At 34.9% G+C, this 14,410-nt stretch carries 14 protein-coding genes; 7 read left to right on the forward strand and 7 right to left on the reverse strand.

What is annotated here, in order from left to right:
• Positions 1-42: 42 nt before the first annotated feature.
• From LY01_RS08690 to LY01_RS08710, 5 genes are all read right to left on the reverse strand, one after another.
• Positions 43-918: a rhomboid family intramembrane serine protease gene (locus LY01_RS08690; RefSeq protein WP_104515451.1), complete on the reverse strand. Its 876-nt coding sequence runs from the start codon at positions 916-918 to the stop codon at positions 43-45.
• A gap of 2 nt (positions 919-920) precedes the next feature.
• The gene (locus LY01_RS08695; protein WP_245890669.1) at positions 921-1,553 is read right to left on the reverse strand and encodes a rhomboid family intramembrane serine protease; all 633 of its coding nucleotides are present in this window, start codon (positions 1,551-1,553) and stop codon (positions 921-923) included.
• Positions 1,554-1,579: 26 nt separating this feature from the next.
• Positions 1,580-3,412, reverse strand: a complete 1,833-nt coding sequence (mutL, locus tag LY01_RS08700) for a DNA mismatch repair endonuclease MutL (protein WP_104515453.1) — start codon at positions 3,410-3,412, stop codon at positions 1,580-1,582.
• Positions 3,413-3,420: 8 nt separating this feature from the next.
• Positions 3,421-3,702: a riboflavin synthase subunit beta gene (locus tag LY01_RS08705; protein WP_104515454.1), complete on the reverse strand. Its 282-nt coding sequence runs from the start codon at positions 3,700-3,702 to the stop codon at positions 3,421-3,423.
• A 195-nt stretch (positions 3,703-3,897) separates the two neighbouring features.
• Positions 3,898-5,514, reverse strand: coding sequence for an ABC-F family ATP-binding cassette domain-containing protein (locus tag LY01_RS08710; protein WP_104515455.1), 1,617 nt, complete (start codon positions 5,512-5,514; stop codon positions 3,898-3,900).
• Positions 5,515-5,654: 140 nt separating this feature from the next.
• Between LY01_RS08710 and LY01_RS08715 the strand changes: the two genes are divergently transcribed.
• On the forward strand, positions 5,655-7,115 hold the full coding sequence (locus LY01_RS08715; protein WP_104515456.1) for a redoxin domain-containing protein: 1,461 nt from the start codon (positions 5,655-5,657) through the stop codon (positions 7,113-7,115).
• A gap of 77 nt (positions 7,116-7,192) precedes the next feature.
• Here LY01_RS08715 and fsa read toward each other — a convergent pair whose 3' ends face one another.
• A complete protein-coding gene (gene fsa / locus LY01_RS08720) occupies positions 7,193-7,849 on the reverse strand; it encodes a fructose-6-phosphate aldolase (RefSeq protein ID WP_104515457.1) in 657 nt (218 codons plus the stop codon).
• Positions 7,850-7,962: 113 nt separating this feature from the next.
• Between fsa and LY01_RS08725 the strand changes: the two genes are divergently transcribed.
• The 5 genes from LY01_RS08725 (at position 7,963) to LY01_RS08740 (ending at position 12,872) form a co-directional block, all read left to right on the forward strand.
• Positions 7,963-8,781 carry an SUMF1/EgtB/PvdO family nonheme iron enzyme gene (locus tag LY01_RS08725; RefSeq protein WP_245890670.1) on the forward strand — a complete coding sequence of 273 codons (819 nt, stop codon included), beginning with the start codon at positions 7,963-7,965 and terminating at the stop codon, positions 8,779-8,781.
• A 259-nt stretch (positions 8,782-9,040) separates the two neighbouring features.
• Complete coding sequence (locus tag LY01_RS15265) at positions 9,041-9,310, forward strand: DUF421 domain-containing protein (RefSeq protein WP_245890672.1); 270 nt, start codon at positions 9,041-9,043, stop codon at positions 9,308-9,310.
• Complete coding sequence (locus LY01_RS15270; RefSeq protein WP_245890674.1) at positions 9,301-9,519, forward strand: YetF domain-containing protein; 219 nt, start codon at positions 9,301-9,303, stop codon at positions 9,517-9,519. Before LY01_RS15265 ends, LY01_RS15270 begins: the two co-directional genes overlap by 10 nt.
• A 96-nt stretch (positions 9,520-9,615) precedes the next feature.
• On the forward strand, positions 9,616-10,569 hold the full coding sequence (locus LY01_RS08735) for a calcium/sodium antiporter (RefSeq protein WP_104515458.1): 954 nt from the start codon (positions 9,616-9,618) through the stop codon (positions 10,567-10,569).
• Positions 10,570-10,685: 116 nt separating this feature from the next.
• A complete protein-coding gene (locus LY01_RS08740; protein ID WP_104515459.1) occupies positions 10,686-12,872 on the forward strand; it encodes a glutamine synthetase III family protein in 2,187 nt (728 codons plus the stop codon).
• Between the two features lie 20 nt (positions 12,873-12,892).
• Here LY01_RS08740 and LY01_RS15150 read toward each other — a convergent pair whose 3' ends face one another.
• On the reverse strand, positions 12,893-13,036 hold the full coding sequence (locus LY01_RS15150; protein ID WP_170034574.1) for a hypothetical protein: 144 nt from the start codon (positions 13,034-13,036) through the stop codon (positions 12,893-12,895).
• Positions 13,037-13,203: 167 nt separating this feature from the next.
• Here LY01_RS15150 and LY01_RS08745 point away from each other — a divergent pair, with 167 nt between their 5' ends.
• A complete protein-coding gene (locus LY01_RS08745; RefSeq protein ID WP_104515460.1) occupies positions 13,204-14,382 on the forward strand; it encodes an AIR synthase related protein in 1,179 nt (392 codons plus the stop codon).
• Positions 14,383-14,410: the final 28 nt, after the last annotated feature.

Raw genomic sequence — 14,410 nt, forward strand, 5'->3', positions numbered from 1 at the left:
TTCGCGAAAGCGGAACCAATTATCCAACTATAAAGAAATAAACTAGTCTTTTCCTGCTTTAAACAAGTAATCTTTTTCTGCTTTTGATAAAGATTCATAACCACTCGCCGAAATTTTATCAAGAATAGCATCTACCTTTTTCTGATCTGTAGATTTTACTTTACTAGCTGTTTTTGAAGATGCTGTTTTCCCTTTATAAACTGTTTTCATTTTTGCTTTACGCTCTGACTTAGGTTTCTTAACGGTAGGTTTAAAAAGGTTTAAAAAGAAGTCTCCTATTCTAGCAAAAAACTCTAGAATATCATCTCCTTCTTTCATGCGTACAGCAGCAAAATAACCTACTGCAGCACCAGCAAGATGAGCAAGACTACCGCCTGTATTTTCTTGTACCGCAACCATTACTATGTTTATCGTTAAAAAAAAGTAAGCAAAATATTTAAGCTTAATATTTACAAATACGAGTCGGTATTCAGACTCTGGAAAATAAGTGCATGCAAAAAAAATCAATGCAAAGACTCCAGCACTAGCACCTAAAATACTAGTCCCTCTAAAAAAATCAGGAAGCAATCCTGTTGCTAAAACAAATGAAATTGCGCCTGCCAAGACACCTAAAAAGAATAAAGTAAGAAATTGCCTTCCTTTAAAAATATTCAAAATAAATCCGCCAGAAATATAAATACCTAATCCATTACCTATGAAGTGCCATATATCTAGATGAAGAAAACCGTATGTAAACCAGCACCATGGTTCTAACAGTGCTGGCAAAAATCCGTTAGATAAAGTTAAAAAACCAAAAGCTGGACTATAAATACGTATTAAAAGCCAACTTAAAAAAGAAGTGAAAAACAATACTGTTATAAGTTGACCACTAGTATCAATCGTCGCAAATTTTGCTCTAAATTTATCCCAAACATTCATATTTAATAGATTCTATATTTATCCATATCGTTTTTCTTCCAGTACCATATCATGATAAAACCAAATATAGCACCACCTATATGAGCTAGATGCGCCACATTTGCAGATGATGCAATGTAGCCTAATGTAGCAAGTAATTCTTTGATCATATAGAACCCTATCAAATATTTAACTTTTATAGGTATAGGAATTGGGAATAAGATCAACTTTTCATTTGGGTACAACCATAAAAAAGCGGCTAGAATACCATAGATCGCACCACTAGCACCTACAGAAGGCACATTGTAATCTGTCGCCATGAAATGAGCATAATCAAAGGTGAAGTTATAATAATTAACCGCAGCTACTGTAAGGAAAGCACCGATACCACAAGCTAAATAAAAGAAAAGAAAACGGTTAGAATCCATCCATCTTTCAATTGCAGGACCTAAAAAAACCAATGCCAGCATATTGTACAATATATGCGTATAGTCATACTGACTGTGCATAAACATATGAGTAAGCGGTTGCCAAATTCTAAAATTAGGGTTTTGAAATGGCCACAATGCAAAGGTGCTGAACAACGGCCCTGCATTAGGAATAAACATAAACCCAAGGTAAATCACCACATTTAAAATGAGGAGATTCTTAACCATAGGTGATAAATTGAAATTAAACATCTTTAGTTAAATTTTGAATTAAGACTATCGCCAGATAGATTTATAAATATTTTCTTTCCTGAAGAGGTGATCTCAGGTTCTTTACATGCAAATAATTCATCCACTAGATTCTCCATCGCCTCGCTGTTCAACACCTCACCTGTTTTAATAGACATGCTGGTCGCCATGGTTTGTGCTAGTCTGTCTGCAGGAGAATAGGTGTTTTCTGGTAAATCATGTTGCTCTTTTGCAATAACTGCTTCTAGAACGCCAGGCACATCTTTTTCTTTTAATTCTAGCGGTAAGCCTTCTATCTCTACCACATTATTTTCTAGACTTTTAAATAAAAAACCAGTATGCTCTAACTCTTCTTGTAAAGCAATAAGTATCGCAACCTCTTCTACAGGTAAGTTAATCTTGATAGGAAAAAGCAATTGCTGGCTCACTCCATTTTGCACGGTAAGTTGTCTTAATAGTTTTTCATAAAGAATGCGCTCATGCGCTCTTTGCTGATTGATAACTAACAGTCCACTTTTTAAAGTACTGATTATAAACTTGCGTTGTAATTGAAAAATATTGCGCTGTTCTACCTCATGTTGTTGAAACATAGAAGAAGTAGACTCTTCTGTATGCGTTTCATCAATTAACTGCGTGGTTTCTTCTATACCTGCATAAAGTGATTCCCATGGTTGAGACGGTGGCTTTTGAAACGTAGGCGCTTGGTATGATTTTTCTGGTTTTGAATCTTGTTGAAACGGATTAAAATCAGGATCTACCTCTATCTTAGGCGCTTGTGTAAAGCCATTTTTTGCCACATCATAAGGCACTTCATATTGTTTCTCTTGTTGAAAATCAATAGAATTCACAGAAAACTGACCTAATGCATGCTTTACACTTGCTCTAAGGATAGCATATAGACTATGCTCATCGTCAAATTTCACCTCCGTTTTTGTAGGGTGGATATTTATATCAACACTATCAGTCGGTACGGTTAAATAAAGAAAGTACGACGGATTTGATTTGTCCTTTAACAATCCTTCAAAAGCACTTGCTACCGCGTGATTTAAATAATTATGTTTTATAAATCTATTGTTTACAAAGAAGTATTGAAGTCCTCGAGTTTTTCTAGCAAATTCTGGTTTACCTATAAAACCTCTTATAGACATCAATTCTGTTTCTTCTTCTACAGGAACTAATTTTTCATTAGTTTTTGCTCCCATAATACCTACTATACGCTGTCGGTAGGTACTCTTAACAAGATTAAAAAGTGAAGTATCATTATGGGTGAAACTTATTGCTACTTCTGGATGTACCATTGCCACACGATGGAACTCGTCTGTAATGTTACGCAATTCTACCTGATCAGATTTAAGGAATTTTCTTCTTGCTGGCACATTGTAAAACAAATTACGTACACTTATCATTGTACCTTTAGAAGTAACCACAGGTTCTTGCTTTGTGATTTTACTTCCTTCTATTGCTAACAATGTACCTAGATCGTCTTCTTCTCTTTTAGATTTTACAGAGATTTGGGCAATAGCCGCAACAGAGGCAAGTGCCTCACCTCTAAAACCTTTGGTATGGAGATTAAAAAGGTCATCGGCAGTAGAGATTTTTGAGGTCGCATGACGTTCAAAAGCCATACGAGCATCTGTCATGCTCATACCCTTACCGTTATCAATAACTTGTATTAAAGTTTTACCAGCATCTTTTATGATCATCTGGATTTGTGTCGCTCCTGCGTCTATAGCATTTTCTAGCAACTCTTTTACCACACTGGCAGGTCGTTGTACTACTTCTCCGGCAGCGATTTGATTTGCAACGTGATCTGGTAATAATTTTATAATGTCTGACATGAAGTCAATTAGAATCTAAAGATGGATAAATCAAAGTCAATAATCCAAAGAAAAATGAGAACAAGAATCGAGATAATAATTAAGAGTCTTCTCTTAACCAGCACATCTGCTCCTTGTTTTAAATCTTGTATCGCATTACCGAATTTGCCCTTGAGCCCTACATTTTGTACTGTAGAACGTTGATCATCAAACTTATGTTTGATCTCAAAGGGTTTACCGCCGGTACTATTTTTATAGTAACGTGGCTCATAATCGTATTTCTTATTCTTTCTGCGACCTATAATTCCCATAACCTCTGGTATTTTACAAATTTAACGAATACTCGATAGACAATGAACAAAGATGATGCCTAGTTATTAAGACAGTGCAATTAAGTTGCTCTAGATCTTCTTATCTCATGACAAATGCTTTTTAATTATCTCTTAAGCAAAAAAAATGCGGGCTTTGCCCGCATTTTTTTTTACTCTTATTTTATAAAATAAAGACTAAGAATACATCTTATCTCTCAATTCTTTAATTTTCTTATCGTCCATATACTCTTCAAAAGTGGTGTAGCGATCTATAACTCCTTTAGGCGTTAACTCTATCACACGATTACCTACTGTCTGAGCAAACTCATGATCATGCGTAGTAAGCAACACGGTACCTTTAAAGTTTTTTAAACTGTTGTTTAAAGCTTGTATAGATTCTAGGTCTAGGTGGTTAGTAGGCTCATCTACTACAAGAACGTTTGCTCTTTTCATCATCATGCGAGATAACATACATCGTACTTTCTCACCTCCAGAAAGTACACGTGCACTCTTAAGAGCTTCTTCTCCAGAAAAAATCATCTTACCTAAGAAACCTCTTATGTGTACTTCTTCTCTCTCTTCTTCAGTTTGTGCATACTGTCTTAACCAGTCTACCAGATCTAGATCTACATCAAAGAATTCAGAATTATCAACTGGTAAATAACTTTGCACTGTGGTAACACCCCAAGCAAATTTACCAGCGTCTGCAGTAGCGCGATCGTTTATGATATCATAAAATAAAGAGGTGGCACGACTGTCCTTAGAAAACAAAACAACTTTATCACCTTTGGCTAGATTAATATCTACATCCTTAAAAAGTACTTCACCGTCTACAGATCCTGCTAGTTTTTCAACATTTAAGATTTGGTCACCTGCCTCGCGATCTCTTTCAAAAATAATTGCAGGATAACGTCTAGAAGATGGTTTTATCTCAGATATATCTAGTTTATCAATCATCTTCTTACGAGAAGTTGCCTGTTTAGACTTTGCCATGTTTGCGCTAAAACGAGCAATAAATTCTTGAAGTTCTTTCTTCTTCTCTTCGGCCTTTTTATTTGCTTGCTGGCGCTGTCTCGCTGCTAGTTGAGAAGACTCATACCAGAAGGTATAGTTACCAGAGTACTGGTTAATTTTACCGAAATCAATATCGGCTATATTCGTACATACCGCATCCAGAAAGTGCCTATCGTGAGATACTACTATTACCGTATTTTCATAATTAGCAAGAAAATGCTCTAACCATGAGATAGTTTCATAATCCAGGTCGTTAGTAGGCTCATCCATTACTAACACGTCTGGAGTTCCAAAAAGCGCTTGTGTTAAAAGAACACGCACCTTTAATTTGTTATCCATATCTCCCATAAGGGTATAATGATACTCCTCACCTATACCTAAATTAGAAAGCAAAGATGCTGCAGAGCTGTCTGCATTCCATCCATCCATTTCTTCAAAGGCAACTTGTAACTCACCTATTTTCTCGGCATTCTCGTCAGTATAATCGGCATAAAGAGCATCGATTTGAGTCTTTAAATCATAAAGAGGCTTATTACCTTTAAGTACTGTTTCTAGTACGGTATCTTCGTCATGAGCGTTGTGATCTTGTTCTAGAACAGACATTCTTTTTCCTGCCTCTAGACTAACATGACCGCTAGTAGGCTCCATTTTTCCTGTAAGAATTTTTAGAAAAGTAGATTTTCCAGCACCATTTGCTCCAATGATACCATAGCAGTTACTACCGCCAAATTTTGCATTTACTTCATCAAATAATACACGCTTACCGAATTGAACCGATAAATTAGAAACAGTTAACATAGATTGATTTTTGAATTTGCAAAAATACTCATTCTATTCAGTTTAAAAAGAACTCTTTGACATCATTTTAACAATGCATTAACGCCACATGTAAATCAATAAGTCTTTTTTTGTGGCTATCTCTATTATATAGTGCCTTTATGATTGATTATATCTCGCTTTCGCGAAAGCGAAACTATAAAATTCTTTACATCGCTTTACTGGCGGTGTCTCTAGCAGCTTTAATAAGTTGTGAAGAAGAAAATAGTGGCGAGACTTCTATTGTATTAACTGGAAAAATTATAAATCCTAAGGCCGATTTTATCGTTCTAAGAAACTATTCTGGAGTTAGAGACACGATTAAACTAAATAAAAAAGGTGTGTTTCTCAAGGAATATGAATCTATAACGCCTGGATTATACACTTTTGCACACCCCTCTGAATACCAATCTATTTATATAGGTTATGGGGATACCTTAAGGTTAAGATTAAACACAAAAGCATTTGATGAGTCTCTTGCTTTTACTGGTGCCGCTGCAAAGGAGAATAACTATTTGATCAATTTATTTCTAGAAATTGAAAAAACAAATAGAAATTTAATGAGTGAGTACCATCGTGAGCCTAGTGACTTTAAAAAAATGATCGATGAGCTGACTGCAAAGCGAATCAAATCATTAAAGAAAACAGCAAAGAAAAATGGTTTTCAAACCAACTTTGTGGAGAACACAGAGAAGATTATCAGATTTAGCTCTTGGTCTACACTAGAGCGATATGCCTTCACACATTATGGCAAAGGTGATATTTTAAAGAGTGATGTATTACCGTCTAATTTTTATTCTTACAGACAGCATCTAGAAATATGTGACACAAAATTACTTAACAACTATGCTTATAGACCTTATGTAACCTCATTAGTTTCTAATGTTGCTTTATATAACTGCGCTCGTAAACATGGGTCTGGTGAGGCTGTAGATAGACATGGTTATGAATACCGTAAAGAGAAATTACATGTTATAGATAGCCTTTTTACTAATGAAGAATTAAAAGGTTTATTTGCAGGTATCGAGACTAGAAACTTTATTAGAAGTAGAAAAAATGCAGGAGAAATTAATGATCTGGTTGCAGAGTTTCTAGAAATATCACAAGACGAGCAACTCAATAATCAAATTACTAAAATAGCTGCAACTTATATTAATCTAGATCCAGGAAATAAATTACCTGATTTTAAGATTTATGACGACCATAAGAATATCACTCAACTATCTTCTAACATAAATGGTTTATCTGTTCTTTTTTATTGGTCTAATAAAAATGAATCTTATGCTTTAAGGGTGCATAGAAAGGTGAATGAGTTGCGATATAAATATCCAGAGATTAAATTTATAGGTATTAATCTAGATAACCCTGAGAGCGACGCCTGGAAAGATGCTAGAGAACAATTTGGTTTTAATATGGCAACCGAATTCCAACTGGTAAACAGTCAGTCCATAAGCAAGCAACTCGCTTTGAGAAATGATAATAGAAGTATGGTTATAGCACCAGGACTTACTATTCTAGACCCTAACATTAACCTGTTTCATTATAAAATAGAAACTACTTTATTAGGTTATTTAAGTAGATAAGCTAGTTACATAAAACGTAAAAAAAAGGTGCTTAGTAATATTACTAAGCACCTTTTTTATGTTTAACTAGATAAAGATTAAGCGTTTCCTTTATTGTAATCTTCTAGAAATTTTGCAAGACCTATATCTGTTAATGGGTGTTTTAATAAACCTTCTATAGAAGAAAGAGGTCCAGTCATTACGTCTGCTCCTAATTTTGCACAATCAATAACATGCATAGTATGTCTTACTGAGGCAGCAAGAATCTCTGTATCAAAACCATAGTTATCGTAGATCATTCTAATTTCGGCAATTAGGTTAAGACCGTCAGTACTTATGTCATCTAGTCTACCTATAAATGGAGATACATAAGTAGCACCTGCCTTAGCAGCAAGTAACGCCTGTCCCGAACTAAAAACTAAGGTCATGTTAGTTTTAATACCTTTATCTGTAAAATACTTACATGCTTTTACACCATCTTTGATCATGGGTAATTTTACAACTATCTGGTCATTAAGAGCTGCAAGCGCCTCTCCTTCTTTTACCATTCCTTCATAGTCAGTAGAAATAACCTCTGCACTGACGTCTCCATCAACTAGTTCACAGATTTTTTTATAGTGATTGATAATATTCTCTTGACCAGTTATTCCTTCTTTAGCCATAAGAGAAGGGTTTGTAGTCACTCCATCCAGGATTCCCATATCCTGAGCATCAGCTATTTGGTCTAAGTTTGCGGTATCAATAAAAAATTTCATCGTTGTGTATTTAGATGTTAAATATAAATCTAGTACAAAAATGGAGATTCCCTTTATTAAATAAGTATTTTTGGATCATTAAATATGATTATTTTTTAACAAGCTTAAATATTATGAATAAAATTACAAAGCACTCATTTGTAGCACTCTGTATTTTAATAATTACCACCAGTTGCAGTGTTTTTCAACCTGTAGATACTAATGATCCTTTAGTAACAGACCCATCTACTCCACCTGGCACGATACAACTTACAGAAAATTTATACATAGACAGAGTTCCAGTAACAAATCTCATGTACAAAGAGTTTCTAGATAACTTGAGTAACTACTGGTCTATGAAGAAGCATGAAGAACTTAAAACATTCCCTAGATTTAATCTAGATGCAGATAGTGTTTTTATACCATGGACTGGTAACACGAGACTTTTAATGTCTGCAACGCACAGCAACCCACAGGAAATGATCACTTCTAAACTGAGTACTGGTAACTATTCTAGTAGTCCTTTTTTTCAATGGCACCCTGTAGTAAATATTAATAAGGAACAAGCAGAATTATTTTGTCTGTGGAGAACTGACCTAGCAAATGCTGTGTATGCAATTAAAAGTAAAAACGAGAGTAAGAGAGCTCGTTTTCCATATAAAGTAAAGTACAGATTACCTACCGAAAAGGAAATGATTGCTGCACAGAATAAATTAGAACGTGAGTTTAAGCTGACTAAATATCAAAATCAAATTTTTGCGTACACTGGTGATTTTGGTTTATTTAGAAGAATGCAAAATGAAACCGAGCAATTAACCATAACTGAAATTAAGGAAATAGGAAAAGATAAAACTTATAACGCCATGCTAGATAGAAATCTTTCTTACTACCAGCAAAGTGAGCTAAAGACTGGTTTCCGTTGTATTTGTGAAATAATAGAAGAAGATGAATAATCTTTATCTCAATTTATAAGTAATTTCTAGTTAAAACAGAATTCACTTTTTAAGCTCTATAAGTATCTATAAAAAAAGATCTTGTAGAGCTTTTATTTTTTACTCTATATTCTATTCGCACATATTTTTAAGCATTTTCATAAAACCTTATCTTCTTAAATCTTTCAAAACAACTCGTCTAGTCCCTATTTTAATATGTATTTTAAGAAGAAAAACTATGGAAATTAATTGGGATCATTTCACTAAAAATTTAGACATTATGCCAGAGATACTAGTAGGAACTGTTATCATCTATGCACTTATAATTATATATACTAGAATTTTTGGATTAAAGAGTTTTAGTAAAATGACTGGTTTTGATTTCATAAATACTGTAGCAATAGGTAACCTACTTGCCATGAGTGCAGCTACTAGCTCACCATCCTTACTTGTAGGAGCTTTATTGATAGGTATCTTCTACTTAATTAATTACCTCATTACATGGTTCACTTTCAATAGCGAAACCGTTGAAGATCTCCTATGCTTTTGATGAAAGATGGTAAAGTATTACATGATAATCTAGAAAAAACTAAGGTCACCGAAAACGAACTAAGAGGTAAACTAAGAGAAGCAAATGTTTTAAGATTAAGCGAGGTAAGAGCTGTGGTACTGGAAACTACAGGTGATGTAAGTGTCATTCATACATCTGGTGATGAAGAATTAGAAGATTATATAATGAAGGATGTAAGACGGTCTTAATTCATGAAGAAAGGACAAACAACTTTCTCAACTAGATAGAAATTCATTAATACAACGATTTTCTTTTGTAGTACATTTGTTCACTAAATTGAATTAATGAGTTTATTATATTTATTTCTAGGTTTTATATTATTAGTAGTAGGCGGTGAGTTTTTAGTTAGATCTTCTGTAGGACTATCTCTTAAACTTAGTTTATCTAGAATGATCATAGGTCTAACTGTTGTCTCATTTGCCACTAGTGCTCCTGAGCTTATCGTCAGCATACAGGCAGCAATGGACGGCTCTTCTGGAATTGCACTCGGTAATGTAATCGGTTCTAACATTGCAAACATAGGACTGGTATTAGGTGTAACAGCATTAATCGCCCCACTTGCCATCGATAAAGACTTTTTTAAATTCAACTGGCCTTGGATGATTGTTTTCAGTCTATTATTATTTGTATTCTTATTTTTTAATCACGATATCAATAGATTTGAAGGTGCCGCACTATTATTATTATTAATAGTTTTCTTAGTTCTACTAATAAGAAGAGCTCGTAAAATGCCAGAAGCCGTTGCCGTAGATGATGATCTTAAAGAATCTAAATGGTGGAAAATATTTCTATTCCTAAGTTTAGGTGGTGCTGCATTATGGATAGGATCTGAATTGCTAGTAAAAGGAGCTGTTGATATAGCAGAGAGTCTAGAAATTCCAGAAAGTATTATCGCAGTTTCTATGGTTGCCATAGGTACGTCAGTTCCAGAATTAGCAGCATCTGTAATAGCCGCACTTAAAAAAGAAAAAGCAATATCTTTAGGTAACTTAATAGGTTCTAATATTTTCAATATAGCATCTGTATTAGGTATCACCTCCCTTATACAACCTATCACGATAAGCGGTGAGAATTCTGGACTTATAAGTAATGACATCTTTTGGATGCTAGGTTTTGCATTCATTATGCTTCCACTAGCATTTATACCTAAGACATATTCTATAGGCAGGTTTAAAGGTATCTTTTTAATGGCTTCTTACGTTCTTTTTGTTTACTTGATATTTACGACCCTAGCATAACAAGGGATATTCACACAATTTAACTATTATTTTATATCAATACCCTATTTAAATCAGGGGTGTATTAATTATTATACTTATTTTTGCGGTGTATTTTATTAAAATAACACCACATCATGTCTACATTAAGATTTAATGCCTTAAAAGAAACACTCAATCGCCAGCCTATTGAAGTGAATGAACCAAAACGTCGTAGCGATATATTCGGAAAGAATGTATTCAACAAATATGCGATGCGCCAGCACTTAACTAAGCAAGCTTACAAAAGTGTCATAGACGCTATGGAAAACGGCACTAAAATAAGCCGTGAAGTAGCAGATCATATTTCTACAGGTATGAAAGAATGGTCTATCCAGAATGGTGCAACACACTATACTCACTGGTTCCAACCACTTACTGGTGGTACTGCAGAGAAGCATGATGCTTTCTTTGAACTAGAAATGGATGGTGAAGTAATAGAAAAATTTGGTGGTGGACAGTTAGTTCAACAAGAACCAGATGCATCTTCTTTCCCTAATGGTGGAATAAGAAACACATTTGAAGCTCGTGGTTACACAGCTTGGGATCCTACATCACCTGCATTTATTATGGGAACTACATTATGTATTCCTACTGTATTTATAGCTTACACAGGAGAAGCTCTAGATTACAAAACACCTTTACTACGTTCTTTACAGGTAGTAGATCAAGCAGCAACAGATGTATGTAAATACTTTGATAAAAACGTTTCTAAAGTAGTTGCTACCTTAGGATGGGAACAAGAATATTTCTTAATAGATGCTGCTCTTGCAGACTCACGTCCAGATTTACAAATGGCTGGTCGTACTTTATTAGGACACTCCTCTGCAAAAGGACAACAACTAGACGATCATTACTTCGGTTCTATACCATCTAGAGTATTGAACTACATGCGTGACATGGAAACAGAATGTATGCTTTTAGGTATACCTGTTAAAACACGTCACAATGAGGTTGCTCCTAACCAGTTTGAGCTTGCTCCTATATTTGAAGAAGCAAACCTTGCGGTAGATCACAACTCTTTATTAATGGATGTGATGAGAAAAGTAGCTTCACGTCACAACTTTAAAGTATTATTCCATGAAAAGCCATTTGCAGGAGTAAACGGTTCTGGAAAACACAATAACTGGTCACTTGCGACTAACACTGGTGTAAATTTACTTTCTCCAGGTAGTACACCTATGAAGAACTTACAGTTCTTAACTTTCTTTGTGAACACTATTAAAGCTGTACACGATAACGAAGAGTTAGTTAGAGCAACTATCGCTAGTGCCTCAAACGACCACCGTTTAGGAGCAAATGAAGCGCCACCAGCAATTATTTCTGTATTTATAGGCTCTCAATTAACTAAGGTTCTTGACGAATTAGAGAAAGTAACTGATGGAAAACTTTCTCCAGAAGAAAAAACAGATCTTAAACTTAATGTAGTAGGTAAAATTCCAGAAGTAATTCTTGATAACACAGACCGTAACCGTACGTCACCATTTGCATTTACAGGTAATAAGTTTGAATTACGTGCCGTAGGTTCTACAGCAAACTGTGCAAATCCTATGACCGTTCTTAACGCGATAGTTGCAAAACAATTAATCGAGTTTAAAGAAGAAGTAGACGCACTTATTAAGGACAAAAAACTTAAGAAAGACGAGGCTATTTTTAATGTATTGCGTGAGTACATCAAGCAATCTAAGAAGATACGTTTTGAAGGTGATGGTTATGGAGAAGCATGGGAAAAAGAAGCTAAAAAACGTGGACTAAGCAATAACAAAACAACTCCTACTGCTCTTAAAGCAAAAGTTTCTAAGAAAACGATAAAGCTTTATGAAGACCTAAACATCATGAGTAAGGTCGAGACAGAATCTCGTTATGAAATTGAGGTAGAAGAATATGCAATGCGCATCCAGATTGAGGGACGTATCCTAGGTGACATCGCACGTAATCATGTGATTCCTACAGCAGTTAAGTATCAAAACAGATTGATAGAAAACGTAGTAGGATTAAAAGAAATCTACGGTAAAGACTTTAAAAAGTATGCCAAAGAGCAAATGATTCTTATTGAAGATATCTCAGAACACATTGAGAAAATCAACAAGGGAATTACAGAAATGACTGATGCTCGTAAAAAAGCAAACAAAGCTAAAAACGCTGAAGAAACTGCTGCTCAATACTGCGATAACGTAAAACCTTACTTTGATGTGATACGTTACAGCTGTGATAAATTAGAATTATTAGTAGATGATGAATTATGGCCACTTACTAAGTACCGTGAGTTATTATTTACTCGTTAATCAACTAGTTAATAAATGATTTAAAAGCCTCTAATTTTATTATTAGAGGCTTTTTTATGTTTCGCTTTCGCGAAAGCGGAAACGAAAAAACAATAATCAAAATAAGTAGTCAGACCATAAAACCAGACTATATATACGATAGAAAAAGGTGAAGTATGTCTCATCTACTTTGTTAGCTTTAAAAATAGCAGCGATATTTTAAGTGGATGTTCTTTAAATTTTTGAAAGAGAACCATCTGATTGGGATATTTCTTAACAACCTATTCATACTTTTTACTTAATACTTAAAAGTTAATAGCTCTTAATTGCTTGTAAATATTAAATTTGCCATATGAGCCAAGACATTTCCAAAAGATATGCGCAGCGTGGTGTAAGCGCTGGCAAAGAAGACGTACATAACGCGATAAAAAACGTAGATAAAGGACTGTTTCCACAGGCTTTTTGTAAAATAGTACCAGATTCTCTAACAGGATCTGAAGATCACTGCCTTATTATGCATGCAGACGGTGCTGGGACAAAGTCTAGTCTAGCCTACATGTACTGGAAAGAAACTGGAGACATATCGGTCTGGAAAGGAATCGCTCAAGATGCTTTAATAATGAATGTAGACGACTTACTTTGTGTAGGCGCAACAGATAACATTCTACTTTCTAGCACTATAGGAAGAAATAAAAACCTCATTACAGGAGAAGTAATCAGTGCTATTATCAACGGTACAGAAGAACTTATCGCAGATTTAAAATCACACGGCGTAGAAATTATTTCTACCGGTGGAGAAACGGCCGATGTTGGTGATCTAGTAAGAACCATTATCGTAGACTCTACCGTTACCGCACGTATGAAACGCAGTGATGTAGTAGACAATGCAAACATAAAAGCTGGTGACGTAATAGTAGGTCTTTCTAGCTCTGGACAGGCCACTTATGAAACAGAATATAACGGTGGTATGGGATCTAATGGTCTTACCAGCGCTAGACACGATGTTTTTAATAAGAGCCTAAAAGAAAAATTCCCTGCGAGTTATGATCCAGCAGTACCAGAAGATCTAGTTTATTCCGGTTCAAAAAACCTAACTGACGCTGTAGAAGGCAGCCCGCTAGATGCAGGTAAATTAGTCCTTTCTCCTACTCGTACCTATGCACCTATCATTAAAAAGATATTGAGCAATGTAAATCGTGCAGATTTGCACGGTATGGTTCACTGCTCTGGTGGTGCACAAACTAAAATTTTACACTTTGTAAAAGACCTGCACATCATCAAAGACAACATGTTTGAATTGCCACCACTTTTCAAAATGATACAAGAAGAATCTGGTACCGACTGGAAAGAAATGTATCAGGTTTTCAACATGGGACATCGCATGGAACTTTATGTAAATGAATCTATAGCACAAGAAATTATAGAGATTTCTAAGTCATTTAATGTAGATGCAAAAATCATAGGTCGTGTAGAAGCTGCAAGCTCTAAGAAACTTACTATCGATAGTGAGTTTGGTGTTTTTGAGTATTAGATTATAAAAGTATCTAGGGTAATTACAA

The sequence above is a fragment of the Nonlabens xylanidelens genome (genome assembly GCF_002934445.1).
Taxonomy (GTDB): Bacteria; Bacteroidota; Bacteroidia; order Flavobacteriales; family Flavobacteriaceae; genus Nonlabens; species Nonlabens xylanidelens.

What these genes read in the sequence shown, in the direction of transcription:
- LY01_RS08690 (WP_104515451.1), bottom strand. Translation starts at nt 918, where the DNA reads ATGAATGTTTGGGATAAATTTAGAGCAAAATTTGCGACGATTGATACT.
- LY01_RS08695 (WP_245890669.1), bottom strand. Translation starts at nt 1,553, where the DNA reads ATGGTTAAGAATCTCCTCATTTTAAATGTGGTGATTTACCTTGGGTTT.
- mutL (WP_104515453.1), bottom strand. Translation starts at nt 3,412, where the DNA reads ATGTCAGACATTATAAAATTATTACCAGATCACGTTGCAAATCAAATC.
- LY01_RS08705 (WP_104515454.1), bottom strand. Translation starts at nt 3,702, where the DNA reads ATGGGAATTATAGGTCGCAGAAAGAATAAGAAATACGATTATGAGCCA.
- LY01_RS08710 (WP_104515455.1), bottom strand. Translation starts at nt 5,514, where the DNA reads ATGTTAACTGTTTCTAATTTATCGGTTCAATTCGGTAAGCGTGTATTA.
- LY01_RS08715 (WP_104515456.1), top strand. Translation starts at nt 5,655, where the DNA reads ATGATTGATTATATCTCGCTTTCGCGAAAGCGAAACTATAAAATTCTT.
- fsa (WP_104515457.1), bottom strand. Translation starts at nt 7,849, where the DNA reads ATGAAATTTTTTATTGATACCGCAAACTTAGACCAAATAGCTGATGCT.
- LY01_RS08725 (WP_245890670.1), top strand. Translation starts at nt 7,963, where the DNA reads ATGAATAAAATTACAAAGCACTCATTTGTAGCACTCTGTATTTTAATA.
- LY01_RS15265 (WP_245890672.1), top strand. Translation starts at nt 9,041, where the DNA reads ATGCCAGAGATACTAGTAGGAACTGTTATCATCTATGCACTTATAATT.
- LY01_RS15270 (WP_245890674.1), top strand. Translation starts at nt 9,301, where the DNA reads ATGCTTTTGATGAAAGATGGTAAAGTATTACATGATAATCTAGAAAAA.
- LY01_RS08735 (WP_104515458.1), top strand. Translation starts at nt 9,616, where the DNA reads ATGAGTTTATTATATTTATTTCTAGGTTTTATATTATTAGTAGTAGGC.
- LY01_RS08740 (WP_104515459.1), top strand. Translation starts at nt 10,686, where the DNA reads ATGTCTACATTAAGATTTAATGCCTTAAAAGAAACACTCAATCGCCAG.
- LY01_RS15150 (WP_170034574.1), bottom strand. Translation starts at nt 13,036, where the DNA reads ATGAGACATACTTCACCTTTTTCTATCGTATATATAGTCTGGTTTTAT.
- LY01_RS08745 (WP_104515460.1), top strand. Translation starts at nt 13,204, where the DNA reads ATGAGCCAAGACATTTCCAAAAGATATGCGCAGCGTGGTGTAAGCGCT.